This window comes from Microbacterium testaceum (assembly GCF_001476655.1).
Classification (GTDB): Bacteria; Actinomycetota; Actinomycetes; order Actinomycetales; family Microbacteriaceae; genus Microbacterium; species Microbacterium testaceum_C.
In genome coordinates, this window is record NZ_LDRT01000048.1 from 1 (window position 1) to 26,407 (window position 26,407).

At 71.3% G+C, this 26,407-nt stretch carries 22 protein-coding genes; 5 read left to right on the forward strand and 17 right to left on the reverse strand.

Going from position 1 to position 26,407, the window contains the following annotated elements; all coding sequences use genetic code 11:
- Positions 1–3: 3 nt before the first annotated feature.
- From NS220_RS07950 to NS220_RS07990, 9 genes are read right to left on the reverse strand one after another with little or no spacing between them, the layout of a single operon-like run.
- Complete coding sequence (locus NS220_RS07950; protein ID WP_058623541.1) at positions 4–1,110, reverse strand: glycerate kinase; 1,107 nt, start codon at positions 1,108–1,110, stop codon at positions 4–6.
- Positions 1,107–1,991: a sugar phosphate isomerase/epimerase family protein gene (locus NS220_RS07955; RefSeq protein ID WP_058623542.1), complete on the reverse strand. Its 885-nt coding sequence runs from the start codon at positions 1,989–1,991 to the stop codon at positions 1,107–1,109. The genes NS220_RS07950 and NS220_RS07955 overlap by 4 nt, the downstream gene beginning before the upstream one ends.
- Complete coding sequence (locus tag NS220_RS07960) at positions 1,988–3,166, reverse strand: DUF993 family protein (protein WP_058623543.1); 1,179 nt, start codon at positions 3,164–3,166, stop codon at positions 1,988–1,990. Before NS220_RS07960 ends, NS220_RS07955 begins: the two co-directional genes overlap by 4 nt.
- Positions 3,163–4,359 carry a Gfo/Idh/MocA family protein gene (locus NS220_RS07965; RefSeq protein WP_058623544.1) on the reverse strand — a complete coding sequence of 399 codons (1,197 nt, stop codon included), beginning with the start codon at positions 4,357–4,359 and terminating at the stop codon, positions 3,163–3,165. Before NS220_RS07965 ends, NS220_RS07960 begins: the two co-directional genes overlap by 4 nt.
- Positions 4,356–7,403 carry an alpha-mannosidase gene (locus NS220_RS07970; protein ID WP_058623545.1) on the reverse strand — a complete coding sequence of 1,016 codons (3,048 nt, stop codon included), beginning with the start codon at positions 7,401–7,403 and terminating at the stop codon, positions 4,356–4,358. The genes NS220_RS07965 and NS220_RS07970 overlap by 4 nt, the downstream gene beginning before the upstream one ends.
- Entirely contained in the window at positions 7,400–9,175 is a 1,776-nt protein-coding gene (locus tag NS220_RS07975; protein WP_058623546.1) for a glycoside hydrolase family 3 protein, read from the reverse strand. The genes NS220_RS07970 and NS220_RS07975 overlap by 4 nt, the downstream gene beginning before the upstream one ends.
- A 2-nt stretch (positions 9,176–9,177) precedes the next feature.
- Complete coding sequence (locus NS220_RS07980; protein WP_058623547.1) at positions 9,178–10,098, reverse strand: carbohydrate ABC transporter permease; 921 nt, start codon at positions 10,096–10,098, stop codon at positions 9,178–9,180.
- Positions 10,095–11,054 (reverse strand): carbohydrate ABC transporter permease, encoded by a 960-nt coding sequence (locus tag NS220_RS07985; RefSeq protein WP_058623548.1) that lies wholly within the window; start codon positions 11,052–11,054, stop codon positions 10,095–10,097. The genes NS220_RS07980 and NS220_RS07985 overlap by 4 nt, the downstream gene beginning before the upstream one ends.
- Positions 11,054–12,433: an ABC transporter substrate-binding protein gene (locus NS220_RS07990; RefSeq protein WP_058623549.1), complete on the reverse strand. Its 1,380-nt coding sequence runs from the start codon at positions 12,431–12,433 to the stop codon at positions 11,054–11,056. The genes NS220_RS07985 and NS220_RS07990 overlap by 1 nt, the downstream gene beginning before the upstream one ends.
- A 193-nt stretch (positions 12,434–12,626) precedes the next feature.
- On the opposite strand from NS220_RS07990, the gene NS220_RS07995 reads away from it, so the two are divergent.
- Entirely contained in the window at positions 12,627–13,664 is a 1,038-nt protein-coding gene (locus NS220_RS07995; protein WP_058623550.1) for a hydroxyacid dehydrogenase, read from the forward strand.
- A 46-nt stretch (positions 13,665–13,710) separates the two neighbouring features.
- Here the strand turns inward: NS220_RS07995 and NS220_RS08000 are convergent, their stop codons facing one another.
- Complete coding sequence (locus NS220_RS08000; protein ID WP_058623551.1) at positions 13,711–16,554, reverse strand: glycoside hydrolase family 9 protein; 2,844 nt, start codon at positions 16,552–16,554, stop codon at positions 13,711–13,713.
- Positions 16,555–16,732: 178 nt separating this feature from the next.
- Between NS220_RS08000 and NS220_RS08005 the strand changes: the two genes are divergently transcribed.
- Positions 16,733–17,794 (forward strand): substrate-binding domain-containing protein, encoded by a 1,062-nt coding sequence (locus NS220_RS08005; RefSeq protein WP_058623552.1) that lies wholly within the window; start codon positions 16,733–16,735, stop codon positions 17,792–17,794.
- Entirely contained in the window at positions 17,791–18,432 is a 642-nt protein-coding gene (locus tag NS220_RS08010) for a ThuA domain-containing protein (RefSeq protein WP_058623553.1), read from the forward strand. Before NS220_RS08005 ends, NS220_RS08010 begins: the two co-directional genes overlap by 4 nt.
- 63 nt (positions 18,433–18,495) lie before the next feature.
- On the opposite strand, the gene NS220_RS08015 is transcribed toward NS220_RS08010, so the two are convergent.
- Positions 18,496–19,425, reverse strand: coding sequence for a nucleoside hydrolase (locus NS220_RS08015; protein WP_058623554.1), 930 nt, complete (start codon positions 19,423–19,425; stop codon positions 18,496–18,498).
- Entirely contained in the window at positions 19,422–20,267 is an 846-nt protein-coding gene (locus tag NS220_RS08020) for a ribokinase (RefSeq protein WP_058623574.1), read from the reverse strand. Before NS220_RS08020 ends, NS220_RS08015 begins: the two co-directional genes overlap by 4 nt.
- 84 nt (positions 20,268–20,351) lie before the next feature.
- On the opposite strand from NS220_RS08020, the gene NS220_RS08025 reads away from it, so the two are divergent.
- Complete coding sequence (locus tag NS220_RS08025; protein ID WP_058623555.1) at positions 20,352–20,744, forward strand: YybH family protein; 393 nt, start codon at positions 20,352–20,354, stop codon at positions 20,742–20,744.
- Positions 20,745–20,765: 21 nt separating this feature from the next.
- On the opposite strand, the gene NS220_RS08030 is transcribed toward NS220_RS08025, so the two are convergent.
- Both NS220_RS08030 and NS220_RS08035 read right to left on the reverse strand, forming a co-directional pair.
- Positions 20,766–21,251: a hypothetical protein gene (locus NS220_RS08030; protein ID WP_058623556.1), complete on the reverse strand. Its 486-nt coding sequence runs from the start codon at positions 21,249–21,251 to the stop codon at positions 20,766–20,768.
- Between the two features lie 4 nt (positions 21,252–21,255).
- Entirely contained in the window at positions 21,256–22,281 is a 1,026-nt protein-coding gene (locus NS220_RS08035; RefSeq protein ID WP_058623557.1) for an FUSC family protein, read from the reverse strand.
- Between the two features lie 491 nt (positions 22,282–22,772).
- Between NS220_RS08035 and NS220_RS08040 the strand changes: the two genes are divergently transcribed.
- Positions 22,773–23,237 (forward strand): DUF3817 domain-containing protein, encoded by a 465-nt coding sequence (locus NS220_RS08040; protein WP_058623558.1) that lies wholly within the window; start codon positions 22,773–22,775, stop codon positions 23,235–23,237.
- Between the two features lie 43 nt (positions 23,238–23,280).
- Here the strand turns inward: NS220_RS08040 and NS220_RS08045 are convergent, their stop codons facing one another.
- The 3 genes from NS220_RS08045 to NS220_RS20085 all read right to left on the reverse strand — a co-directional run bounded on the left by NS220_RS08045 (position 23,281) and on the right by NS220_RS20085 (position 26,405).
- Complete coding sequence (locus NS220_RS08045; RefSeq protein WP_058623559.1) at positions 23,281–24,384, reverse strand: class I SAM-dependent methyltransferase; 1,104 nt, start codon at positions 24,382–24,384, stop codon at positions 23,281–23,283.
- Positions 24,385–24,575: 191 nt separating this feature from the next.
- Entirely contained in the window at positions 24,576–26,240 is a 1,665-nt protein-coding gene (locus tag NS220_RS08050; protein WP_058623560.1) for an alpha-keto acid decarboxylase family protein, read from the reverse strand.
- 15 nt (positions 26,241–26,255) lie between these two features.
- Positions 26,256–26,405, reverse strand: coding sequence for a hypothetical protein (locus NS220_RS20085; RefSeq protein ID WP_013585971.1), 150 nt, complete (start codon positions 26,403–26,405; stop codon positions 26,256–26,258).
- Positions 26,406–26,407 lie beyond the last annotated feature (2 nt).

Sequence of the window (26,407 nt, forward strand, 5' to 3'; positions counted from 1 at the left end):
GGGTCAGCGGCGCAGGCGCTCGACCAACACCCCTCCGGCCCGGCGGAGCCAACGCGACGGGTCGCGTCGGGCGTCGACGCTGGAGCCGGCGAGGTCGGTGAGCGACACGACCTCCGCGAAGCCGGACGTATCGGCGTCCGTCGACACCTGACCGGCGACCAGAGCCACGGGGACTCCGGCCTCGGCGGCGGCGTCCCGCACGAACTGCGCGACCTTCCCGCGCGCGGACTGCCCGTCGAAACGCCCCTCGCCGGTGACGACGAGGTCCGCCCCGGCGATCGCCGGGCCGAGTCCCACGCGTTCGGCCACGGCGCCTGCTCCCGACCGCATCACGCCGCCCCACCCCGAGAGAGCGAAGCCCGCCCCTCCGGCGGCACCGGCCCCCGGCGCGTCCGGTCGGGCGGCGGGCAGCGCACGCGAGAGGAGCGCCGCGAAGGCGTGGAGGTCGCCGTCGACGCGCCGACACTCGGCGTCGGTGAACCCCTTCTGCGGCCCGAACACCCGCGCAGCGCCGGTCTCTCCCGTGAGAGGACTGCGCACGTCGCAGAGCACGCTCACCCCGCCCGCCGGAAGCGCCCGCAGGCGGGACACGTCCACCGTGGCGACGGAGCGGAGCCCGCGTGCCCCCGGGGCGACCGGCCGACCCACCGCGTCGAGGAAGCGCGCCCCGAGCGCTGTCAGCAGTCCCGTTCCGGCATCCGTGCTCGCCGACGACCCGATGCCGACGAGGAGCCGCTCGACCCCGTGGTCGAGGGCGTCCGCGATGGCCTGCCCCACGCCGATCGTGTGGGCGTCCCACGGGCGGAGCGTCCCGGCGAGAAGCTCGATTCCGCTCACCGCGGCCAGCTCGACGACGCCGGTGCGATCGGGGAGCTCGACCCACGATGCGTGCGTGGGGCCGGCGGGTCCCTCGACGACCAGCGGGTGGCGCACGGCGCCGGCCGTGGCGCTGAGGAAGGCTGCGAGCGTGCCCTCGCCGCCGTCCGCCATCGGGCGCGCCACGGTCTCGATCGAGGGGTCCGCGCGTCGCAGTCCCTCGGCGAGCGCGCGGACCACCTCCTCCGCTGTCGCGGAACCCTTGAAGCTATCGGGGGCGAGGACCACCCTCACGCGGTGGTCCCGCGACGACCGGCTGAAACCGGAGCGCGGCGCAGGTGCGGGGCGACGACGTCCTGGAAGGCACGCGCGGTCTCGGCCAGGACGACCTTCGGGTCCCGCGCCCAGATGTCGGCGTGGAAGATCTCGACCTCGATGTCGCGGTCGTACCCCGTCGCCTCGACGGCGCGCGTGAGAACGGCGAAGTCGATCACGCCGTCGCCGGGGTAGTGGCGGCTGAGGAGCACGTCCGCGGCGAGGGGGGTCTTCCAGTCGCACACCTGGTACGTGGCGATGCGCCCCTCGCGTCCCGCCCGCTCGATCGCTGAGATCGCCCCCGGATCCCAGAACACGTGGAACGTGTCGACCGTGACACCCACCTCGTTCGCCGCGAAGGGCTCCGCGAGATCGAGGGCCTGGGAGAGGGTCGACACGACGCAGCGGTCGGTCGCGTACAGGGGGTGAAGCGGCTCGATCGCGAGGGTGACGCCGGCACCCCGGGCGTGCGGGACCAGGTCGCCGATCGCGTCGCGCACCCGCTCACGGGTCCCCGCGAGGTCGCGAGATCCCGGGGGGAGTCCACCGGCCACGATCACGAGCGTCGGCGTCGAGCCGGGCGCTCCCGCCGCGGCCAGCTCCGCCGTCTCGTCGATCGCGCGGCGGTTGTCGTCGAGCGATCCCGTTCCGGTGAAGAAGCCCGCGCGACACGACGTGGTGACGCGCAGTCCCGAGTCTTCCAACATCGCGCACGCGGTCGCGAGGCCGACCTCGGCCACGGGCTCGCGCCACAGGCCGATCGCCTCGTACCCCGCCGCGACCGTCAGGTCCAGCGCGGTGCGGAGGTCGGTGTGCTTGATGGTCGCCTGGTTGATCGACAGGCGCGGGTGCGCCCTCACGCGTCCACCCCGTTCACGCGCAGAAGGGCGTGCCAGCGCGATGCCGCCCGCTCGGGGTCCTCAAGGACGTTCGCCGTGTTCGCCAGCTCGACGATCCGCGACAGGTGGGGGAGGCTCCGGGCGGAGTGAAGGCCACCGACCATCTGGAACGCCGGTTGGTGTCCGTTGAGCCACGACAGGAACGCCACTCCCGTCTTGTAGAAGTGCGTCGGGGTCGCGAACAGGTGCCGGCTCAACGGTGTGGTGGGATCCAGCGCGGCACGGTACGACGCGTGGTCGCCGGCGTCGAGGGCTCGGATCGCCGCGGAGGCGGCGGGGGCGACGGCGGCGAACGCGCCGAGGAGGGCATCGGAATGGGTGCGGGTGCTCCCCGGCGTCGGCTCGGTGTCGTCGAGCAGGTCGACGTAGTGGAAGTCGTCGCCCGTGAACATCCGGACGCCCTCCGGCAACCGCGCGCGGACCCACCGCTCGGCCTCGGCGTCGAGCAGGCTCATCTTGACCCCGGCGACGCGGTCGACGTTCTCCGCGATGATGTCGAGCAGCGTGGTCGCCGCGTCCTCTCCGCGCGTCGAACCGAAGTACCCCGCCAGCTCCTGATCGAACGCCTCCCCGAGCCAGTGCAGCACGACCGGACGCGACGCGCGGCTCAACACCTCGCGGTACACCAGGCGGTAGTCGTCCGCCGAGGTGGCGGTGCGCGCGAGATGACGGGATGCCATGAGCACGGCATCCGCTCCCTGTTCCTCCGCGAACTCGAGCTGCCAGACGTAGGCGTCGACGATCTGCGAGAGGGACGCGCTCGGGGCCTCGAGGTGATCGGTGTTGACCCCCACGACCAGCGAGCCGCCTTCCTCGCGGGCGACCTCCGCGGACCGAGCGATCAGCTCGCGGGTCGCGGGGGTGTCGAGCCCCATGTTGCGTTGTGCGGTGTCCATCGCATCAGCGACACCGAGGCCCCACGAGAAGAGGAAGCGACGAAAGTCCAGCGTCGCGTCCCAGTCGATGCGGGCGGGCACGCCGGGGGTGTTGTCCGCCCACGCGAGAGGGACGACGTGCGCGGCCGCGTACACGACCCGGCTGCGGAGGGGAGAGGTGGGCCGCCGCCAGGACGGCGCGGGGCGCAGCTCGGTCGCGGTCAGTCGGCCATCCGGACCGAGCAGGCGAAGGCCGGTCATCGGGCGACACCACCGGGCACCGCGGTCAGCGTCTCCAGCGCGATCTTCCGCCCCTCGCGGCTCGAGCGAAGGCCCGCCTCGGCCAGCTGCACACCGCGCGCGCCGGCGAGGAGGTCGAACGCGTAGGGCGTCTCCTGGACGTACGACACGAGGAAGTCCTGCCACTGCTGACGGAAGCCGTTGAGGAACACGTCGTTGTCGGGCACGCGCTGCCAATCGGCGGCGTAGTCGTGCGCGTCCTCGAGGTCGGGGTTCCACACGGGCTTGGGCGTGGCGCCCCGCGGCTGGATCTCGGCACCGAACAGACCGACGACGGCGGAGCCGTGGGTTCCGTCCACGTGGAACTCGACCAGTTCGTCGCGGTGGACGCGGACGGTCCAGGAGGAGTTGATCTGCGCGATGACCCCGCCCTCGAGCTCGAAGATGCCGTAGGCCGCGTCCTCGGCGGTGGCCGTGTAGTGGTCCCCCGACTCGTCCCAGCGGTCGGGGATGTGCGTGGCGGCTTCCGCGTACACGCTGCGCACGGGGCCGAACAGGTTCTCCAGCACGTAGTTCCAGTGCGGGAACATGTCGACGATGATGCCGCCGCCGTCCTCGGCGCGGTAGTTCCAGCTCGGGCGCTGGGCGCGCTGCCAGTCGCCCTCGAAGACCCAGTAGCCGAACTCGCCGCGGACGGAGAGGATGCGTCCGAAGAACCCGGAGTCGACCAGGCGCTTCAGCTTCTGCAGCCCCGGCAGGTACAGCTTGTCGTGCACGACGCCGGTCTTCACCCCCGCTTCCGCGGCGAGGCGCGCGAGCTCGAGGGCTTCGTCCAGGCTCTCCGCGGTGGGCTTCTCGGTGTAGATGGTCTTGCCCGCCGCGATCGCCTTCCGCAGCGCCGCGGCGCGCGCTTTCGTCACGAGGAAGTCGGCGTAGATCTCCCAGCGCGGGTCCGCGAGAGCGGCATCCAGGTCGGTGGTGAAGTCCTCGATGTCGTGCCGGGCCGCGAGCTCGGCGAGGGTGGCGCGGTTGCGGCCGACGAGCAGCGGTTTCACGGTCACGCGGGAGCCGTCGGGGAGGTCGATGCCTCCGGCGTCGCGGATCGCGAGGATCGAGCGCACGAGGTGCTGGCGGTAGCCCATGCGTCCCGTGGCACCGTTCAGGATGACGCCGATCTCGCGGGTGCGCACGGCGGTGTCGGTCGGAAGGGTCATGTCTGCCTCTCTGTCGGCCGTCGGGGGCCGGGGTCGGTGGTGCGCGCCGGTCGGCAGCGCAGCGTGAGGATCTGGAAAGCGCGCAGGGTGAGGTCCACGGCGTCCGTGTCGGCGCGGTGGAGCGCGGCGTCGAGAGGGCGTTCGAGCAGGTCGACCTCGTCGATCGTCGCGAAGGGGATGCCGAACGTCAGTCGTCCGTCCTGCCGCCCGCCCGTCGCCTCGTGCAGGCGCACGATGAGATCGCCGGAGCGGTCCTCGGCGAGCTTGACGGTGAGGACGCGGATGCCGACGGTCGAGCAGGCGACCAGGGGACGGACCTCCTGCCCGCCGACGACCACGCGCTCCGCGCGGTCGAGCCGGTGCCCTTCCTCCGCGGCATCCGTCAGCGTCGCCTCCGGACGGATGCGGAAGCGCATCTCGTGCCGCCCCTGGTCGGCGTGCGGATCGGGGAAGGTCGGGGCGCGGAGGATCGACAGCCCCACCGTCGTCACGACGGCACCGCTGTCGGAGAGGCTCCGCTCCACGGAGTGGCCGTAGGTGGAGTCGTTGGCGATCGCGACGCCGTACGTGGATTCGGCGACGTGGATCCACCTCTGCGCCACGACTTCGAACCGCGCTTGGTCCCAGGAGGTGTTGGTGTGGGTGGGGCGTGTGACGTGTCCGAACTGGATCTCGGCGCGCGTCTGTTCCGCGTGGATCTCCAGGGGCACGACCATCCGGAGGAGGCGGTGCTTCTCACGCCAGTCGACGTGGACCTCGATGTCGATACCCGCCGCCTCGGGGGCGAGACGCAGGGTCTGGGTGAGTGTGCTCCGCCCGACGGAGCGCGTGGCCGAGACCACTCCGGCTCCGTCGTCGCCCACGAACGCCACGATGGTCTCCGCGTGGTCGAGGTCGATCGCGCGAGCGCGGTCGTGCGCGTCGACGTCCCACGCGTCCCATTTGTCCGGGAAGTCGGGGTGCAGGCGCAGGAGAGCGGCGCGAGCGCCCTCGGGCAGGGCGTTGCGCCCCGAGGGGCCGGAGAGCTCGACGAGCAGGCCGTCGGCGTCCACGACGGCGCGGACGACGCCGTTGGACAGCGCCCAGCCTCCCTCAGCGGTCGCCGTGAGACGCGTCGCGGCTCGGGGCGGGGGAGTGAGGGCGACAGCACCGGCGGCGACACCGCCGAGGGGGAGAGGCGCGGAGTTCGCCGTCAGTGTGCGTGTGCCCGGACCGGTCAGCGCGGCGAGGCTGGCACCGATCGCCTCTTCGAGCTCGATCGCGAGAGCGGCGTACGCCTCCTCGGCCTCGCGGTGCACCCACCCGATCGAGCTCCCCGGCAGGATGTCGTGGAACTGCAGGAGAAGGGTCTGTCGCCACGCGCGGCGCAGCAGCTCATCCGGGTAGGGCGCATCGCCGTAGAGGGCGGCCGTCGCGGCCCACAGCTCGGTCTCGTGCAGGAGCCGCTCGGTCCGGCGGTTGCCCTGCTTGGTCTTGACCTGGCTGGTGAGGGTGCCGCGGTGAAGCTCCAGGTACATCTCGCCCGTCCACACCGGAAGCACCGGATTCTCGTCGCGAGCGCGCTCGTAGAAGTCGCGCGGTGCGCCGAGGGCGACGCGGGGCGACCCCTCCAGATCGGCCTGGCGGTACGCCCGCTCCACCATCTCGCGCGTCGGACCGCCGCCCCCGTCGCCCCAGCCGAACGGCGCCAGAGACACCGTGCCGGTCGCGTGATCGGTGTAGGTGCGTTCGGCGTGAGCCAGTTCGGCGGGGGAGAGCTCGGCGTTGTAGGTCTCGATGGGCGGGAAGTGGGTGAAGACCCTCGTGCCGTCGATGCCCTCCCACCAGAAGGTGTGGTGCGGCATCCGGTTCGTCTGGTTCCACGAGATCTTCTGCGTCATGAACCACTCGGCACCGGCGAGGCGGATGAGCTGGGGAAGAGATGCCGAGTACCCGAACGTGTCGGGAAGCCAGACCTCCGAGGTGTCGACGCCGAACTTCTCCAGGAACCATCTCTTGCCCACCACGAGCTGTCGCGCCGTCGCCTCGGAACCGGGCAGGTTGGTGTCGGGCTCCACCCACTGCCCGCCCACGGGGACGAATCGCCCGGCGCGCACCTGCTCCTCGATGCGGGCGAAGACCGCCGGATAGTGCTCCTCCATCCACGCCAGCTGCTGGGCGGAGGAGCAGGCGAAGCGCAGGTCCGGATGCCGCTCGAGCAGATCGAGCACGTTCGAGAAGGTGCGCGCGCACTTGCGGATCGTCTCGCGGAGGGGCCAGAGCCACGCGGAGTCGATGTGCGCATGCCCCGTGGCCAGCACCGTGTGCGCGCTGGCTGCGGCGGGGGAGGAGAGGACCGGAGCGAGGATCGCGCGGGCACGGTCGACCGAGCCGCGGACGTCGTCCGGGTCGATGGCGTCGAGCATCGTCGACAGGCTCGAGCCGATGCGGGCGGCGCGCGGCGAACCGGGCGGGAGCTGCTCCGCGAGACCCGTGAGCACCTCGATGTCGAGCAGCAGATGCTCGATCCTCGTGTCGATGCGGCCGATCTCGAGCCGACGCAGCGTGTAGAGGGGAGAGGACTCCGGCAGGGGACGGTCTCCGAGGTGCGTCGGACGCCAGTGGGACTCGGGCGGGATCGTGGGATTCGCGGCGAGCTCGAGATACAGGTCGACCTCGCCCTCCACCGGGACCCAGGCGTTGCGGGGCGACACGGCTTTCACGATCGAGCCGTCCGGGCGGAAGGCGAGAGCCTCGGCCTGGAAGCCGGGCGACTGGTCGTTGAAACCGAGGTCGACGAGCAGCTCGGTGCGGTGGTTCTCCGAGGCATCCCAGCCGCGGGGGACGACGCCGGTGACGTGCAGCCAGAGCGTGCTCCACGGCGTTCCCCACGGCGCGCCGACACGGAGGGGACGGAACGCGCGCCCGCGGACCTCGGAGAACGGCACGGGTTCGCCGGGTACGGGCCACGCGGCGATGTCGACAGGGGCGGACGCCTCCACCGTGAGGGGGCGCAGCCTCTCGCGGACGAAACGGTCGAGACGGTCGGTGACGGGAAGACTCATCGGGCGGACACCGCGAGTCGGTGGCCGGCCGGGAACAGCGGATCCGCCGTGCCGTTGGGCACGTCCTCCGGGGAGTTCTCGACGGCGGCCATGGACCGGGGGATCTCGAAGGGAAGGCGACCACGCGGGGCGACGCGGCCGGAGAGTGCGGCGACCAGGGCCTCGTCACTCACCCCGCAGGTGCCGACGACGGTGTCGGCGATCTCGACGAGCGGCGTCAGGATGGCCGGTCGTTCCAGGTTCGCGTCGACGATGAGACGGGTCGCCTTCGCGAGGGAGCCGAGGCGTGCGAGCAGACCCGGACGGTAGTTCAACGACCCCTGGTGGAAGAGCGACTCGAAGAGGAGGTCGTCTCGCGGATCGTAGGGTGCGGGCAGGCGCACGACCGCGACGTCGGCGTCTTCGGGACGGGCGACGACGGTCCCCCAGGGGCGGGCGGCCTCGGCGGACATGCCCTCGACGTAGACGCGCCGGTCGGGCGACGCCGCGAGGGGCAGGAGCCCGTCGTCCGTCAGGACGGTGACCGAGGACGCTTGAGCGCGGAACCCCGCGTCCCGATGAGCGGCGCACCCGACGATCTCGGCCGCGGCGTCCTCGTCGACGAAAGGGTCGTCGAACAGGCCGAGCCGGAACTTGAGGGCGAGCAGGCGGAACGCCGACCGGTCGATGCGCTCTTCGGCCACGTGCCCGGTGCGGACGAGGTCGAGCAGCAGATCGGTGCATTCCTCGCCGCCGAACTGATCGCACCCGGCGTCGAGGACTTTGACGATGCGTTCCGCGGGAGACAGGTGCTCGACCCCCCACGCCTTGGCCGGAAGGACCTGCCCCTGAGCCACGTTGTCGTGGATCAACTCCCAGTCGGTCACGACGATCCCGTCGAAGCCGAGGGACTCGCGCAAAAGCCGGGTCACGATGCGGCGGTTGAACGCGAAACCGACCTCCTCGACCGGCTCTCCGTCGAGCTCGAGCCCCACCGGCATGCCGTAGTACGGCATGAGCCCGGCCGTGCCGGCGGCGATCGCGGCGGCGAACGGCGCGAGATGCTCGGCGAAGCGACCGCCGGGGTAGACCTGTTCGCGGCCGTAGGGGAAGTGCGCGTCCTCCCCGCCCTGCTGGGGGCCGGCGCCCGGGAAGTGCTTCGTCACGCAGGCCACGGACGTCGGGCCGAGCTCGTCTCCCTGGAACCCGCGAAGGTAGGTGAGCATCGCACGCGTGGTGCGCTCGGCATCCGCTCCGAAGGTCTGGAACTGCCGTCCCCAGCGGGCGTCGCTGGCCAGGTCGACCTGGGGGTGCAGGGCCATCCGGATGCCGACGGCGAGATACTCCGCGCGGGCGATCCGCGCGTGTTCGAGGATGTCGGCGTCGTCGAGCGCGGCGAGGCCGAGGGGCTCCGGCCACTGCGAGAACCCGCGAGCCGCGAACGACGCACCGGCGTTCTCGGTGAACGCGTGCCGCGGGTCGGTGCTGATGGTGACCGGGATGCCGTGCTCGGTCTGCGCCGCGAGAGCCTGCAGCGCGTTGGCCCAGCGCGCGGCTTCGCGAGGCGTTCCCAGACCGTGCACGTTGAAGTGGTTCATCCGCTTGTCGAGCACGACGGTGCTCGTCGGCGACTTGCTGAGCGCGCCGGTGGTCTCGACGAGCGAGCCGTTCGCGCCGGACTCGATGACCGTGTGGAACATCAAGCCGACCTTCTCCTCGAGGGAGAGGCGCGGCAGCAGATCGGCTGTGCGTTCTTCCGCGGAGAGGCGGGGGGTGCGGTAGTCGGGTGTCACGGTCAGCCTTTCAGGCCGGTGAAGCCGATCCCCTTGACGATGGAACGCTGGAAGATCAGGAAGATGAGGATGGGAGGGATGCTGGCGATCACCAGACCCGCGATGAGATACGCCGGGTCGGTCGCTTGCGCGAGGCGGGGGAGGGCGACGGCCAGCGGCTGGGTCTCGGGGTCGGTCAGCACGATGAGCGGCCAGAGGAACTCTTTCCAGGCCGTCATGATCGACAACAGGGAGACCACCGCGAGGATCGGCCGCGACATCGGCAGGACGATCCTCCAGAAGATGGTGAACCATCCCGCGCCGTCCAGCTGCGCGGCCTCGAAGAGATCGCGCGGGATGTCCTCGAAGAACTGCTTCACCAGCAGGATGGTGAAGGCGTTCGCTCCCGCGGGCAGCCACACGGCCCAGGGGGTGTCGGTGAGGCTGAGGTGCAGCAGCGGCAGGTCGAGCACCGTGAGGTACAGCGCGATCAGGGTCACCGTGCCGGGGACGAAGAGCGTGAGCAGGATCGCCCCGTAGACGATGCGCCCGTACCAGGGCCGGATCACCGCGAGCGCGAACCCCGCGGTCGCCGAGACGACGAGCTGGACGATCCACGACCCGCCCACGAGCACGACCGTGTTGCCCAGATACTGTCCGATCGACAGGAGGTTCCACGCGTCGGGGAGGTTCTCCCACTTCGCGGGGCTGGGAACGAGACTGAGGGGATGCTGCAGCAGATCCGTCGTGGACGAGATCGCCGCGCGCAGCATCCACAACAGGGGAACGGCCCCGAGGGCCACGAGACCGATCAGCAGGACGATGTGCATCGCGCGCCACCCGACGAAGATGCGGGGTCGGCGCCAGTCGAAGCTGGACAGGATGCCGCGTTCGCGCGGCTGTGCGGCGGCTCGCGCCGGACGTCTCTCGGTCGTCGCGGTCATCGGGTGCTCCAGGAACGGGTGAGCCGCAGATAGACCGCGGAGACGATGATGAGGACGACGGCGAGGAGGAGGCTGAGGGCCGTGGCCACGCCGTAGTTGCCGAAGAGGAACGCGTAGCGGTAGATCATCAGCAGGATCGTCACGGTGGCGTTGGCCGGTCCTCCGTCGGTCATGACGTACGGCTCGGTGAAGACCTGGATCGCGCCGATGATCTGCAGCAGCAGGAGCACGAGGATCACCCCGCGCATCTGCGGGAGGGTGATGTGCACGATGCGCTTCCAGACCGAGGCGCCGTCGAGCTCGGCCGCCTCGTAGAGCTCTGTGCTGACGCCGGTCAGCGCGGCCAGGTAGATGAGGATCGCGGTGCCGGCACCCGACCAGGTCGCCACGATCACGAGGCTCGGCATCGCGGTGCCGGGGGACTGCAGCCAGGGCAGGGGGTCGATGCCGACGAGTCCGAGGAGGCTGTTGACCACCCCCGACTCGCCCGGGTTGAAGAACACCTTCCAGAGCAGGACCGAGACCACGGGAGGGATCACGACGGGCAGGTAGGCGAGGACGCGTGCGAGGGTGCCGCCGCGGCGCAGCTCGGAGATGAGCACCGCGCACACGAGTGGGACGGGGAGTCCGATCGCCAGGGAGAGCACGGTGAACCACAGCGTGTTCACGGCCGCGCGGGGGAGGAGCGGATCCGAGAAGAGCACCTCGAAGTTGTTCCACCCGACCCACTCGGGGGCGGAGACCAGGTCGGTCTGCTGGAAGGCGAGCGCCGCGCTCTGGAGGATCGGCCACCAGGCGAAGTAGCCGAAGACGACGAACGTGGGCAGCAGGAAGACGAGCCCCGCGATCGCCGCTCGCCGGCGCGTCAACGAGCGCCGACGCGGTGCGCCGGGGCGAGCCGCCTGCGCGGCACGAATGGGTGTCGTGCTGCGCAGGCGGTCGGTGGTGACGGTCATCACTTGTGCTGGGCCAGGATCTGGTTGACCCGCTGCTCCGCGTCGTTCAGCAGCGAATCGATGTCGGCGTTCTCGTCCGTGAGGACCGATTGGACGACCGGATCGAGGGCCGCATAGATCTCCTGCGAGGCGACGGCCGGCTCGGGGACGTACTCGAGCTTGTCGAGCGAAGCGGTGTACGGCGCGAAGTTCTGCACGGGGACGTTGACGTAGTCGGCGATCGCATCGCGGTAGGCGGCGTAGGCCTCAGCGGTGAAGATCGGGGCGACGGGCACGCCGACCGGCAGGCCGTCGGCGGCCGAGGCCTTCGCCGTCTCGGCCGCGACCTCGAGGTCGTAATTGGGCCGCAGGGCACGCCAATCGATCCACTTGACCGCGGCCTCCTTCTCGGCCTCGGTCGCGGTGGCGTTGACCATGAGGACGGTGGCTCCGGCCAGCGTGGCGTTCGCTCCGCCCTGGGGCATGGGGCCCGCGCCGAACGCCTCGGGCTTGCCGCCCGCCGCGATGTAGTTGGGGTACACGTCGGGCGGCGCGGTCACCCACATGCCGACGTTGCCCGCCGTGAACTCCGCGACGAGGTCCTCCTGCTTTCCGAGGACGTTGTCGCCGAGCGAGTCGTCCTTCCAGCGCATGTCCTTCCACATCTGCAGCACCTCGCGGGAGGCGTCGTCGTTGAACGCCGCCGTCCAGGTGCCGTCAGCGGCCTGGTCGATCATCTTCCCGCCGTAGGTGTAGTCGTAGCCGGTGAGGTGCCACCCGCCGCTGTTGTTCGTCGAGATCTCGCCGAAGCCGGTCTTGCCGGTCGCCTCGGTGATCTTCTTCGCCGCGGTCCGGACCTGGTCCCACGTCTGCGGCGGAGAGTCGGGATCGAGACCCGCCTGCGTGAAGAGGTCGCGGTTGTACACGAGTCCGAAGGCGTAGCTCTTCTCGGGGATGCCGTAGACGGCGTCGCCCTGCTCGAGGAACTGCATCACGCGCGGATTGAGATTCGAGAAGCTGTCCAGCTTCGACGCGACGGAGGCGATGTCGGCGACCTGGCCGCGTTCGATGAGAGCCGGGGGCTCGGTCAGCGGCACGCGCAGGAGCGTGGGGGCGCTGCCGCCGGCGAGGCGGGTGGCGAACGTCTTGGCATCCCACGGGACATCGGATGCCTCGATGGTGATGTTCGGGTTCGCCGCTTCGAACTCCGACACCTGGCGTTCGAAGAGCTGCACGGCGGCCGTGTTGGTCGCCGCGGGCTTGCCCATGACGGTGATCGTGACCTTCCCGTCTCCGCTGTCGGCGTCGCCGGCTCCGTTGCCTCCGCTGCAACCGGCCATGACCGCCAGGGCGGGCACGACGACGGCGGCTGCGATGACGCGGCGTGTGCGGTGTTGCATGATTCCTCCGTTCGGGGGGCGGTCGGATGACCGCCGCGCGCGTACCCGACGAGGAACAGGTGGTGCGCCACCTCGTCGTGCACGTGGCCCAGTATGAACACAGCCGTGTTCAGTTCGCAAGAAATATTTTCAACTCATAAACACAAAGGTTTAAGACTTGTGCACTTGTGAGAGGTGTGGTTGCCTCGTGCTCATGGCTGACACCGTCGACGCCGATACCTCGGGCGGGCGCCCCCACGCGCTCCTCGTCATGGCCCCCCGCACATTCGCCGATCTGTTCGACGAGGCTCGCTGGGCGCGTCTGCGATCGCTCGTGACAGTGGACGACCCGGTGCGCGTCGACGTCTTCGACGGCCGTGCGCTCGAACGCCTCGCCCGGGTGGAGTATCTGATCACCGGGTGGGGAGCCCCGCACCTCGGGCCCGAGGTCCTCCGCGCGGCTCCGCGCCTGCGTGGCATCCTGCACACCGGTGGGTCGGTGAAGAATCTCATCTCCGAGGATGTCTGGGACCGGGGCATCGTCGTCACGAGCGCGGCGGAAGCCAACGCGATCCCCGTGGCGGAGTTCACGCTCGCGATGATCCTGCTGGAGGCCAAGCGCGTGCCCGCCTACATCGCGGGGTACGCCTCGACGCGCGACGTCGCCGGGGGCTGGCGCGACGGGATCCCCCCGTCGGCGACCTTCGGCGGCACCGTCGGCATCGTCGGCTTCTCGCGTGTCGGACGACGCGTCGCGGCGCTTCTCGCTCCCTTCGGCTTCGAGGTCGTCGTGGCCGACCCGTACGCCGCGGCGGAGGAGGTGCGGGCGGCCGGCGCCGCTCTGGTGGAACTGGACGCCCTGATGGCCCGGAGCGACATCGTGTCGATCCACGCCCCGGAGCTCCCGTCCACCCGCCACCTGCTGGACGCGCGACGGATCGCCTCCATGCGTCCGAACGCGGTGCTGATCAACACCGCCCGTGGTTCGCTCGTCGACACCGAGGCCCTGCTCGAGCGCTGCCGGAGCGGACTGCTGCGCGCGATCTTGGACGTCACGGACCCCGAGCCGCTCCCGCCCGACTCCCCGCTCTTCGGGGCGCCGGGAGTGGTGCTGACGCCGCACATCGCCGGGGCGATGCACGCCGAGACCCTGCGGCTCACCGACTCCGCCCTGGACGGGCTGCAGACCCTCGTCCGGGGTGAGGCGCCGACGAACAGGGTCGATCGATCGCTGCTCGGGCTCTCGGCCTGACGCACGACGAAGCAGGGGCGAGCCGGAGCTCGCCCCTGCTTCGTCGTCACTGGACGACGACCCCTGTCGTCGTCGCGGAGGTCACCACAGCCGACGTGGTGTCGGTGGTGCGCACGGAGTAGCTGTGCACGCCCTTCACCCATCGGCCGGTGACGGCGTAGACCGCACCATCGGTCACGACCGTGTCGGACGGATCCACCGGGGCCATGTCGTGCACCACCCCGTCCAGCACGAGCTGGACCCTGTGCGGCGCCTGCCCGTCGGCATCCGTGTACGTCGCCTGCACGGTCACGTCGTCGCCGGTGGTCAGCGGTCCGCTGGTGTGCGAGATCGCCGTGAGGGTCGGGGCTGTGCCCGTCGCCTGGTTGGTGAAGCTCACCTCGTCGACGAACAGCTCGCCGTCGGTGTCCGCCGTCTGCTGCAGCCAGAAGACGATCTTCGCCTGCGAGCGATCGAGGCCGGGGAAGGCCGCGAGGTCGAACGAGTACGTGTTCCACGTGTTCGACACCGCGATCGGCGCGTTCCCCGTCACGCGATGGTTCGAGTCGGCGTCGGAGACCTCGATGCGCAACCGCAGGTTGGGCGAGGGCGAGCGCATCGTGACGCTCAGGTAGCGGTAGCCGCTGGCGTCCGCGGCGTGATGCCACGGCTGGAACTTCGCCTGGGATGCCGCTGTCGCGGGGTTCTGGAAGAACCTCCCGACCGTCCGTCCGTCGACGGTCGTGTTGGTCACCGAGCCCACGCCCGCGTGGTTGTTGTACCAGTTCGCCCAGGTGTAGCCCTGGACGCCGAACAGGCCGTCCTTGCCGAACCCGTCGTACAGCAAGGGACTCTGCGGCGTCGGCAAAGGAGGGGCCACGGTGTAGTGCGTCGACGAGTAGACCTGCGACCCGTCGGTCTGCGTGCCGCGGACGTCCACGCGCGTGTTCGTGAACGGGGCGGCGCTGTCGACGTTGACGACGCCGGTCGCGACCCCGCCCGCCACGGTCATGGGCGACCAGTTCGGTCCGAGGGCGGGAGCGTCGAGATCGCTCTCGGCGAAGACGGTGACGTCTCCCGTGACCTCGTCGCCGATCCGGGGCGAGGTCACGTTCAGCGTGGCCGGCGCGGCGCCCGCAGACCACGGGGCATCCCCGACGGCGGTGAGGCCGAACAGCGCCGAGAAAAGTCCCGCCTCGATGCTGACGCTGTATTCGTTGTAGCGCCACTGCTGCCCGCTGTCCTGCCACACCGGGCGGTCGACGTACCACGGGCTGGCGCTGCGGACGTCGAGCGGGTCCCGGGCGTTGGGGCCGCTGACCAGCGCACCCGGCACGACGACGCCCGTGCCCGCCTGATTCTGGGCGTCCTCGTCGAGGCGGGTGTGCAGGAACTTCACGCTCTTCTCGCCCACGCCGGACACCCAGCTCGTGCCCCAGGGGTTGTTCCCGAACACCCAGTACAGGCCTCGCTGAACGGCGCGGAGGGCGCGCTCGTCGCCGAACAGCTCGTAGTAGCGCAGGGCGTCGGCCACGTAGGAGACGTGCGGTTCGTTGACCCCGAAGTTCTTGAACTGGTTGACGACGCCGTAGGGCGTGTCGTCGGTGCTGGAGAGGAAGTAGTCCAGCTGCTTCTCGAGGTACGCGTGGATCTGGCCCTGGGCCGTCGACGTCGCCGCGGGATAGAGCTCCGCCATCGAGAGGGGCGCCAGGTCCCAGTAGTTCGTGTTCGACAAGATGGTGAAGTCCGTCGCCGCGATGGTGCTCTCTGCGGCATCCCGGTACGAGGTGTCCCCCGTCAGCAGGTGCAGCTCGACCTCGGCGAACAGCAGCGAGTTGTCGATCCCTCCGCGTGTCGTCGAGTACCCGCCGAGCGGATCCGTCCGGTGCGTGTCGGCGTAGGAGTAGAAGCCCTCCGCGCCGGCGCGGGCCCGCGCGGAGAACGCTTGCCACTCGGCGACGTCGGCGGAGGGGATCGCGCCGTCGGTGAGGGCCTTGTCCACCGCGCGCGCCGTCGCGGCGAGAGTGCCCGCGGCCTTCGCCGAGCCGCCGACCCCGTAGCCCGAGATACGTCGGTCGTCCTTCGTGCCGACGATGCCGTCGGTGTGCTTGTCGGGATGCTGGAAGCCTCCGCTGCCCTTGACGTCCCAGAACGCCCCGCCGAAGGCATCCCACATCCGCAGGAGGTACTCGCTGCCGAAACGAGCCTCGTCGACGAGATCGGGCACGCCGTTGCCGTCGTTGTCGAAGGCGACCGCGGGGGTGTCGCCGTAGCGGAGGTAGCTGATGGCGATGTTGCCCCCGACCCACTGGTTTCCGCCGTAGATGCCGTAGTCGCCGGCGTCGTACCACCCACCCGTGAGGTCGTAGTGGACGGTGCCGTCCTCGGACGCGGCGTCGTCGAGGTGGCCCGGGCCGTGGAAGATCTTGGCCGAGGGCGCGATGCTGCTGTAGCCGTCCGGGTAGGCGTCGGCGGTGGCGACACCTGAGCGCTGCAGGCGGTAGAACGCCGTCATCTCATCGAGGTAGCCCGCCCAGACGTTGTCGCGGATCGCGAAAGAGGGCGAGGCGATGCCGTCGACCTCGAGTGCGTAGTCCTCGCCGAGGGTCGTGAGATCAGAGAAGTCCACGGTGTACACGTGGTCGCCCCACACGGTTCCGGCGTCCGTGAGCGTGCACGCGGGCACCGCGACCGTCGTCCCCTGGAGGATGCGACAGGATGCGCCGGGAGCGAGGTCGCCGTCCACGACGACGGACCCCACCTTGAGGCCCGTGGCGCTGTAGCCGGCCTGGCTCACCGCCACCTGGGTGACGGTCGCCGCGAGCGCGGGTGTCGCGGCGATCACCCCTCCCGCGGCGAGGGCGACGACCGTCGCACCGCCTATCCAGAGGGTCGTTCGTCGTCGAATCATGACGTCTCCTTCGAGTCGTCGCGGCGTCGTTGCCAGCGACCCGTCAGTATGATCACGAAGTGAAAGATATGGCAAGTAAAAGAAACATAAAGAAAATTGAGGGGGCCAAGTTTTCAGACTGGAACAAAATGGGCCAGCTGATTAGGATGAGACCGACGGACGGGCAGAGGAGGCCTCGATGCTTGCTGCGGAACGACGTGCGCGGATCCTGAGTCGCGCGCAACAGGACGGAGCGGTCAGCATCACCTCGCTCGTCACTGATCTGGGCGTCTCCCACGTGACGGTGCGTCGCGACCTCGACTCCCTGGTCGCGGAGCAGGTTCTCGACAAGGTCCGCGGCGGCGCGGTTCTGCGCTCGGAGTCCGCGGCCGGGACGGAGGCGGCGTTCACGGGAACGATCGGTGTCGTCGTGCCGACGTCGTACTACTACCGCTACGTCGTCGAAGGAGTCAACGACGTCCTCGCGGCGGGGGGAGACATGCGGCTCGCGATCTCCGAGTACGACCTCGACGAGGAGTACCGCCTCATCGACGAGCTCGTGGCGAGCGGTGTCGCGGGACTGCTCTGGGTTCCCACGGTCTCGGAGCGACAGGCGCCCCCCGGATTCCTCGAGAAGCTCGAGAGCCTGAGTGTCCCCGTGGTGTTCGTCGAACGCGAGCTTCCGGGTGGGGGGCTGGGAACGGTGTCGTCCGTCCGCACCGCGCACGAGCGCGGCGCGCTGTCCGCCGTGCGTCACCTCACCTCCCTCGGTCATCGCCGCATCCTCATGGTCAGTCGCGGCAGCTCGCAGAGCTCGGAGTTCGTCCGTCTCGGCTGGCGCGACGCGCTCGAGCGCCTGGGCATCGCCGAAGGAAGCGGCATCCTGGGTCCCGCCGAGCTCGGGGCCGGACCCCGCTGGGAACGCGGGGGTGCGGATGTCGTGATGGATGCCGTGGAGCGCACCGGCGCAACGGCACTGTTCTGCCACGGCGACGAGAACTCCCTCTTCGGCCTCCTCCAGAACGCCCGGTCGCGGGGCATCAGCGTGCCGCAGCAGCTGTCGATCGTCGCGTACGACGACGACGTCTCCGCTCACGCCGATCCGCCGATCGCCGCGGTGGCACCGGACCGGCGTCGGGTCGGGGCGCTCGCGGCTCGCAGGCTCATCGACCTCGTCTCCGATCCGAGCGCGGAACCGCCCCTGCAGCTGCACGTGGAGCCGCGCCTGATCCTTCGCGGGTCCACGGCGGCGCCCGCATGAGTGGCGTGGTGCTGTTCTCGGGCGGTGGGGATTACGTCGACCCGTGGCATCCCTTCGTCGAGACCAGCGCGGTGGTCGCCGACATCCTGCGGGACGAGGGGTTCTCGGTGGACACCGTGCTGACGGTCGACGAGCTCGCCGAGCGGTCGAGAGGAGCGGATCTTCTCGTCGTCAACGCCGGGGGAGGGCCGCAGGCGCATCCGCGCGACGCGGATCTCCGCGCGGCGGTCGACGGGCACACCGGGGGACTGCTCGCGCTGCACGTGGCCGCGACGCTCCTGCCCGAGGGCGACTCGTGGGAGGCGCGACTCGGCGGTCGGTGGGTGCGGGGTCACTCGATGCACCCGGAGCGCGGGCCGATTCGGCTTGTCCGCGCCGAGGGGACCTCGGCGGCGGAGCTACCCGCGGTCATCGACACCGTGGACGAGGCCTACTCGTGGCTCCGGGTCACCGGTGAGACGCGGGTGCTGTACCGCCAGGAGTACGGGGGTGAGGCGCACCCGGTGGCCTGGGTCCGCGACGGCGCGGCGGGTCGGTCCGCGTACTCGGCGCTGGGCCACGACGTGGAGGCGTACGACAGCCCCGCTGTGCGCGCCCTTGTCGGGCGCCTGGCACGGTGGGCGAGCGAGCCGCTCTGAACACCGCCCGTCGCCTCGGCGTCGTGCTCTTCTGCCCGCATTCGCGGGATCACCGGACCGCGCTCAGCCCGGCCACTCCCGCCGCTCGAGCGTGTCCAGCAGCACCTCGACAGCGGACCCCTCCATACCGCGCACCCAGCGCTGCGTCTCGGACGCGTGCGAGGAGACCGTGCGTCCGCGCTCGCCGCGTTCCACGCGCACGTCGATGCGCTCGCGGACGACGCTGACCCCGCGCAGCACCCCCGCCGCGACCATCGCAGCGAGGGGGTCGTGCAGCGCGCAGCGGCGGTCGGGGAAGACGCGGCCCTCGTAGAAGTCGAGGTAGGCGGGGAGCATCGCGGCCAACGCCCGGGGGAGCGCGCCGGGAATGGCTTCGAGGCGCACGAGGTCGGCGGCATCCAGGGTCTGGGTCATCGTGACGTCGAGGGGGACGACCGTGATGTCCCCGTCCTGGGCGAACACGACGGCGGCGGCCTCGGGGTCGTTGTGGATGTTGGCTTCGGCCCAAGCCGTCACGTTGCCCGAGTGCGCGAAAGCCCCGCCCATGAGGACGAGCCGATCGATCGCCGCGACCCCGGGCGTCTCGGCGTACGCGGCGAGGTTCGTGAGCGGTCCGAGGGCGAGCACGGTGAGGTCCGGATGCCGCTGAGCCAGGTGATCGATGAGCTCCACCGCCGCGCGGGCGTCGTGCGCGCGAGCCGCGGCGGTCAGCGCGATACCGCCGACCCCGTCCTCCCCGTGGACGTGCGGCGCCCCACCGGCGTACTCGCGCCCGCGGAAGTCGTGGGCGCCGATCGCGACGGGGATGTCGTGCGCCCCGGCCAGCTCGAAGAGCGACAGGGTGTTGGCCGCCGCGCGGGCGGCATCCGTGTTCCCGGACACCGTCGTGACGCCGACGATCTCGACGGACGGCTCGGCCAACAAGTAGGCCAGGGCGAGGGCGTCGTCGATGCCGGTGTCGCAGTCGACGAGGATCGGGCGGCGGGTCGTCATGAGGTCACCTCGTAGGTGTCGAGCGCGGTGAGCGCGGGTTGGGAGGCGTCGTCGGCGACGGCCGCGGCGCCCACGGCGCACGCGCGCGACAGGGCGTCGTCGGGGGAGTCACCGCGCAGCAGCCCGCACACGAGCGCGGCGCAGAACGCGTCGCCGGCCCCGACGGTGTTGCGGACCGTCGTCGGTACGCCCGCCGCCGTCGCCACGAGCTCGCCGTGCCGGTACAGTCGGGCTCCCTCACCGCCGAGGGTCACGCACAGGAGCGGAGCATCGTGCACCTCGGGGAGCTGCGCGTACTCGGTCTCGTTGACGATGACGAGGTCGCAGCGTTCGAGGACCCCCGCGGGCAGCGGGCGAGCCGGGGCGGCGTTCAGCGCGAGGTAGCCCGCGGCTTCCGCGGCGGCGGCGACGACGGCATCCGAGACCTCCAGCTGCATCAGCACCGCACTACCGGGCTCGATGCCCAGCGCGGAGGCGTCGATCGCCGCGTTCGCGCCCGCGCACACGACGATCGAGTTCTCGCCCGTCGCGTCGACGACGATCAGCGCGGTGCCGGTCGCGGCCTCGGCGGTCTGCACGCCCGCGGCGTCGACGCCGACCGCGGCCAGCTGATCTCGGATGCCACGACCGTCGGGGTCGTCGCCCACGGCACCGACGAGTCGGACGTCGGCACCGAGTCGCGCGGCGGCGACCGCCTGATTGGCGCCCTTGCCGCCGGGACCTCGGTGCAGCACGCCGTCGGCGACCGTCTCACCGGCGGCGGGGGCCCGCTCGACGCGGGCGGTCAGGTCGACGTTGATGGCGCCGACGACGGTCAGGGCCGGGGCGGGATGGGGGCTCACGAGAACCCAGCCTGTCACGGCCCGCCGACATCGGGCGTGACACGGACGCGCGACACGAGCGCGCGAGTGCGCGACGATGTTGGCATGACCTTCGACGACGCCCTCCGCGATCTCGCCCGCGCCCTGGATGCCATGGGCCACGGCGATCCGCAGCCCTTCGCGTCGCTGTGGACCCGCACCGATGACGCCACGTTGATGGGCGGATTCGGCACGCACGCGACGACTGCCGCCGACGTGCAGGCGACCCTGGAGGTCGTGGCCCGCCGCTTCCGCGGCGGCCCCCTCGTGCCCGAGTACGACCGCGTGCTGGTCGGTGACGACTGGGCGATGACCGCGGGACGCGAGAGCGGCGTGCTGTCGGTCGACGGTGCCGAGCCCCGCTCCTTCGTCGTCCGGGTCACCCACGTGTGGCGCCGCGAAGAGGGTGTGTGGCGCATCGTGCACCGCCACGGCGACCATACGACGACACCGGTCTGAACGCGGCGGCGCATCGGATGGTCAGTGCAGCAGCAGCTTCGCCAAGACCAGCAGAACCGCGATGACCGCGGCGCCGACCGCGGTGAGGATCACCACGATCGGTGAGGAGCCGCGCAGGCGCGCGCCGACCGTCGCCACGGCGATGAGATACGACATCGCGACGCCGACGCCCCACAGCAGCGCGGTGGGCAGGTCGACACCGGTCGCCACCAGTGCCACGACGACGAGGAGGGGCACGAACGTCACCGACACCATCGGCGCGCTCACCGCGAGGTGATGGCGGATGATCGGCCACGAACGCTCCGACGAGACGTCGCCGAGCGTGGAGGCGAACACGTGGGTCGCGAAGTAGACGAGGTTCGTCAGCGCGACGACGAGGATCACGTCGCTCAGGTCGGCAGTGCCGAGACCCATGAGAGTGGATGCCGACACCAGCGCCCCGTAACAACCGGCACTGATCCGCTCGGCGGCGTCGGTTCCGAGGCGGCGGGCGTTTTCGGCATCCATGGGGTCAGTCTGTCGGGTAACGGCGCCGCAGTCCCGCCGACACGATCGCGACCACGGTTCCGACGAAGACGCCGATGATCGTCTCGAGCACACGGTCGCGCAGCAGCAGGTCGGGGCCGACGGGCGAGGCGAGCGAGACCATGAGGAGCGCGAGCGGGGTGATGAAGATCATCGCGATGCCGTAGTTGCGGCCCACGAACAGCTCGGCACAGGCCTGCAGCGCGACGGCGATCGCGATCACGAGCCACGGCGGCAGGTCGAGGGCGAGGAGTCCCGCCGCGATGAGCACACCGAGCAGCGTGCCCACCAGGCGCTGCACGCCGCGGATCAGACGGGCGTTCACGTGCGCACCGCCGACCGCCGCGACCGCGCCGACCATGGCCCAGTACCAGTGCGTGCCGATCAGCAGCGCACCCGTGATCCCGGCCAGCAGGGCCGCGACGCCCACCGTCGCCGTCATCTCCCACGCGACGGGGCCGATCGGCGGGCGCGTGCGCGTGGGACGTCGCCATGACGCGCGGCGGCTGAGCGCGAACACGGTCGTGACGAGGAGGCTCCAGACGACGCTCGCGCCGCCGACGAGCAGCACGAGGCCGAAGGTCGCCGCCGTGGCGGGGAAGCTGGCCGTCGCCCCCGCCGCGAACACCGCGAACAGCGCCCCGGGTGGGTGCCAGCGCTGGCGGTAGGCGAAGAGGGTCACCGCCGCCGCCAGCACGGCGACCGCCGCGACGCTCGCGATCGCGGGCGTCGCGAGGAACGACAGGGCCGTGCCCACGAGCATGGCGGCGACGAGGATGGTGCCGGCGGTCGCTTGCATCCGCACGCGCGTCCGGGCGACGTCAGTCCGGCCATAGAGCGCGGCGAACGCCCCGAAGCTCGCGTAGACGCTCAGATCGAGGCGGCCGATCAGGAGCAGGACGAGCAGAGGAGCGCCGACGCTGATCACGGCCCTCAGCGCGACCCGGTGATCGCCCTGTCGCGGCCCCACCCGGATGACCCCGGTCCACACGCGCCCCCGCGATTCCGCCATCCCTCCAGCCTACGCGCGAGCAGACCACGCTCCGCGGCGTCGGGCACAACGTCTTGCGTGCCGAACTCCGGAGAATTCGTCGCACGGGCCTGGCGCGGCGCTGTTTCGCCCGCCCAGGGAGCGATTGTTCCGGAGTCCGGCACGCCCGGGTGCCCCCGCTTCGGCGTCGCGACCGAGCCCGTCGCGGCCGGCCCGACCTCCCCGACGGTCAGGCCGTACCGCCGCACCGAGCCGGTTCCGACGTCGAATCCTCGGCATCCGGCGGCCGATCTGATGGGGTGGAGGGATGGATGCCGAGCGAGACAAGCCCCCGATCGAACCCGGGCCGGAGCCCGACACGACCACGGCCGCCGAGCCCGAGAGGTCGGACCCGTCGCTGGAGGACGACGACCAGCCCATCGAGTGAGCGTCGTTCGACGTCGAGGAGACCCCGGATGCCACGGCGGGGGGTTCCGTAGGGTGGAAAGCCCCGACCCCCGACGAGGAGAGACGTGTTCCGCACGCCCCTGACGCTGTTTCGTACGCTCGCGATCGCCGAAGCGATCTCCTGGACCCTCCTGATCGCGGGGCTCATCCTGCGGGCGACGGCCGACCTCTCGATCGCCGTGAGCATCGGCGGCGGCATCCACGGCTTCGTGTTCCTCGCCTACGGCGCAACGGCCGTGCTCGTGGCGCTGAACCAGCGGTGGGGAGTCGTCCCGGCGGCGGTCGCGATCGTCAGCGCCGTCATCCCGTACGCGACGATCCCGACCGAGGTGTGGTTGCAGCGCTCGGGGCGGTTGCGCGGGGCGTGGCGCCTCGACGACACCGGCGACCCGCGCGACCGTCGACCGGTCGATCGGGCGCTGCGGTTTTTCTTGCGGCGACCGTGGGCCCTCGGGCTCGTCCTGGTCGCGGTGGTCGCGGTGGTGTTCGTGGTGCTGCTGATCGTGGGCCCGCCGGGCGGCAAGGGCTGACGCGGCGAGCCTCCGTCCCGTCGACGGGCTCCGGGATCTCCCGTCAGCGCTTCGTCGACACCGTCACCGTGAACTTGCGGTCGCGGGCCGCCTGCTGCGTCGGCCCGACGAGACGCTCGAGGGCCGGCCGGTACTGCAGGGCGGAGTTCCAGACCGTCCAGAGCTCGCCGCCCGGGCGGAGCACGCGGGCCGCCTCGGCGAACATGCGCGGCGCGATGCCCTCGGTGACCGCAGCCCCCGAGTGGAACGGGGGATTGAGCGCGATGAACGACGCGCTGCCGTCGGGCCGGCTCCGCAGCATGTCGTCACGCCTCACGGTGACCCGGTCGCCGACCCCGTTCGCTTCGGCGGTGGCCCGCGCCGACTGCACCGCGATCGCGGACTGGTCGCACGCGAGCACCCGGAGGGACGGATGCCGCGTCGCCAAGGTCGCGGCGACGATGCCCGTGCCGCAGGCGAGGTCGATCGCCTCTCCACCGCTCGGCTCGGGCAGGTGCTCCCGCAGCAGGCGGGTGCCGATGTCGAGCGACGCCCCGGCGAACGCTCCGCCGAACGCGCGGATCTCGATTCCGTCGATCCGCGCCCGCTCCGGTTCGGGGTCCGCACCGTCGTGCGGTCCGCGCGCGATGAGGACGCGCGACTTCTGCCGCGCGTGCGAGACGTCGACCCGGTCGAACCGCTCGCGGAGCACGTCGTTCATCGTCACGGTCATGTGCTTCAGGCGTCCGCCCGCGAACACGACGACGTCGGGGTGGGCGTGCAGGGCGATGAGCCCGGCGATGTCGTGGAGCTCGCGAAGCGAGCGCGGCAGGCGCAGCAGGACGACACGCGCGTCCGCGAGGAGCGCCGCATTCCGCTCGTGGGGGGTGAACGTCCCGGCGAGGCCGGACGTCTCGGCGTTCGCGGCGAGGGCTTGTTTGCCGGTGAGCTCGTCCTGGTGGACCCGGATGCCGCGGGCCCCCGCTGCGGCGGCGCCCAGGGTCAGCGCGCCATAGCCGTCGCCGATCACGACGAGCTGCCCGTCGGTGATGTCGGCGCGCGCCGCGGCGGACTCATCGAGAATCAGCCGGTCGGCCGCGTCCGCGGCGAGCAGGTCAGGTGCCTCGAGGTCGGGCCAGCGGCGGAGGGCGTCGAGAGAGAACGGCACCCGGCAACGGTACCCGGCCCGTGCGGGGGAGGGCGCCGCGTCTCCCGCGTCGGGGCGGGGAGCACGTCGGCGGATGTGCGCGGGTGCGGGTCCTGGCGTCGCTTCCCGGGCGCGACCGGGTCGAAGGGGCCGAGAGCGGGCAGAGGGGAGGCGCGGATGAGTCGCGGTCGCACCGGCCCGCCGGCCGCGCGTCAGGAGCGGCGGTTCGCGGCGGCCGCGGCGGCGGCGAGGTCGGCGAGCACCGGCGGCACGTCGTCCTGCGGCACGACCGCCTGGATGAGCGTGAGCCCCTTCGCCGCCCGCGCGTCGGCAAGGGCCGAGGTCAGCCCGCCGACGGTGTCGACGCGCACGCCGACGCTCGTACGGGCGGGATCGACGGCGCCGAGGATCGCCGTCCAATCCCACGTCGCGATGTCGTTGTACTCCTCGTGGAGCCCATGAATCACGCGCTCGACCGTGTAGCCGGCGTTATCGACGACGACGATGACCGCCGGGATGCCGTGGCGCACGATCGTGCCGAGCTCGGCGCTGGTGAGCTGCGCCGCGCCGTCGCCGATGAGCAGGACCGGGCGTCGTTCCGGACGCGCCAGGGCGGCCCCGAGGATCGCCGGCAGCGTGAAGCCGATCGCGGCCCACAGCGGTTGTCCGCCGAAGACCACGCCGTGCGGGAGGCGCTCCCCGGCCATGCCGTAGAAGGAGGTGCCCTGATCGGCGAGCACGGTGTCGCCGTCGCGGAGGAACGCCGCGACCTCCTGCCAGAGTGCCGTCTGGGAAAGGGGCGCGCTCGGTTCGGCGGGGGCGCGGGGCGCGAGAGCCGGGGGCTCGGAGGCGACGGCGAATCGCCCCGGGAGAGCCTCGAGCTCTTCCGCCACCGCGTCGAGGGCGTCGCGCATCGCCAGCGGGCGGAAGTCGTCGTCTCCGATGCGAGCGTGCTCCCCTCGGATCTCGATCGTGCGCGCCGCATCGATGTGCTGCGAGAAGAATCCACTCGTCAGGTCGGTGAACTGCACCCCGGCCATCACGAGCACGTCGGCGTCCTCGATGCCCGCGCGGACGGCGGGCGCGCTGGCCGCACCGAGATACGGACCCAGGTACCCGGATGCCGACTCGTCGACGACGCGCCGACCCCACAGCAGCGAGGCATGCGGCACCCCCGCGGCCAGGACGCGGTGCAGGTGGTCTTCGGCGTCGAGGCGGGCGACGAGGATGTCGGCGAGCACCGCCGCGGAGTCGGCGACCGCGAGCCGCGCCGCGACGGCGTCGCGGAACCGCGTGAGGACTGCGGGATCGGTGACGGTGTCGGGCGAGGGGAGGGGACGTACGGGCGGTTCCGCGGGCGCCTCGCCCACATCGGCGGGAAGGAGGACGTAGCCGGGGAGGCGTCGGTGCCGCACGTCCGTGAGCAGGCGGTCGATCTGAGCCGTGGCATCCGACGCCGTCAGGGTCTCTTGCGCGGCGGTCACCTCCGCGGTCATCCGCGCGAAGTGGCCGAAATCGCCGTCGCCGAGGGAGTGATGGCTCGCGCGGCCGGCCGCCTGGACCGCGGTGGTGGGTGCGCCGACGACGTGCAGGACGGGGACGTGCTCGGCGTAGCTGCCGGCCACCGCGCTGAGGGCGGACAGCTCGCCCACGCCGAAGGTCGTGCTGAGAGCGCCGAGTCCGTGCAGCCGCGCGTAGCCGTCGGCCGCATACCCCGCGCCCAACTCATTCGCGCAGCCCACCCACTCGATGAGCGGATGCCGCTCGACATGGTCGAGGAAAGCGAGCGTGAAGTCGCCGGGAACGCCGAACAGGTGTCGAACCCCGGATTCGGCGAGCCGATCGAGGAGGTAGTCGGCCACGGTGTAGGTCGTCATGGCCGAACTCCGCGCTTACCGGGTGCCGAAGTGGAAGGGCAGCGCCAGCGACGCCGAGACCAGGATGATGCCGAGGGCGAAGAAGAGAGCCGGGGCAGCGAGCGAGAACGAGAGGCCGGTGAGCAGCATGCCCCCGACGAACAGGATGAGCGAGACGATGAACATGA

Coding starts and splice junctions, on each gene's coding strand:
- NS220_RS07960 (WP_058623543.1), bottom strand. CDS start 3,166: ATGACCGGCCTTCGCCTGCTCGGTCCGGATGGCCGACTGACCGCGACC.
- NS220_RS07965 (WP_058623544.1), bottom strand. CDS start 4,359: ATGACCCTTCCGACCGACACCGCCGTGCGCACCCGCGAGATCGGCGTC.
- NS220_RS07970 (WP_058623545.1), bottom strand. CDS start 7,403: ATGAGTCTTCCCGTCACCGACCGTCTCGACCGTTTCGTCCGCGAGAGG.
- NS220_RS07980 (WP_058623547.1), bottom strand. CDS start 10,098: ATGACCGCGACGACCGAGAGACGTCCGGCGCGAGCCGCCGCACAGCCG.
- NS220_RS07985 (WP_058623548.1), bottom strand. CDS start 11,054: ATGACCGTCACCACCGACCGCCTGCGCAGCACGACACCCATTCGTGCC.
- NS220_RS07990 (WP_058623549.1), bottom strand. CDS start 12,433: ATGCAACACCGCACACGCCGCGTCATCGCAGCCGCCGTCGTCGTGCCC.
- NS220_RS07995 (WP_058623550.1), top strand. CDS start 12,627: ATGGCTGACACCGTCGACGCCGATACCTCGGGCGGGCGCCCCCACGCG.
- NS220_RS08000 (WP_058623551.1), bottom strand. CDS start 16,554: ATGATTCGACGACGAACGACCCTCTGGATAGGCGGTGCGACGGTCGTC.
- NS220_RS08005 (WP_058623552.1), top strand. CDS start 16,733: ATGCTTGCTGCGGAACGACGTGCGCGGATCCTGAGTCGCGCGCAACAG.
- NS220_RS08010 (WP_058623553.1), top strand. CDS start 17,791: ATGAGTGGCGTGGTGCTGTTCTCGGGCGGTGGGGATTACGTCGACCCG.
- NS220_RS08015 (WP_058623554.1), bottom strand. CDS start 19,425: ATGACGACCCGCCGCCCGATCCTCGTCGACTGCGACACCGGCATCGAC.
- NS220_RS08025 (WP_058623555.1), top strand. CDS start 20,352: ATGACCTTCGACGACGCCCTCCGCGATCTCGCCCGCGCCCTGGATGCC.
- NS220_RS08030 (WP_058623556.1), bottom strand. CDS start 21,251: ATGGATGCCGAAAACGCCCGCCGCCTCGGAACCGACGCCGCCGAGCGG.
- NS220_RS08035 (WP_058623557.1), bottom strand. CDS start 22,281: ATGGCGGAATCGCGGGGGCGCGTGTGGACCGGGGTCATCCGGGTGGGG.
- NS220_RS08050 (WP_058623560.1), bottom strand. CDS start 26,240: ATGACGACCTACACCGTGGCCGACTACCTCCTCGATCGGCTCGCCGAA.
- NS220_RS20085 (WP_013585971.1), bottom strand. CDS start 26,405: ATGTTCATCGTCTCGCTCATCCTGTTCGTCGGGGGCATGCTGCTCACC.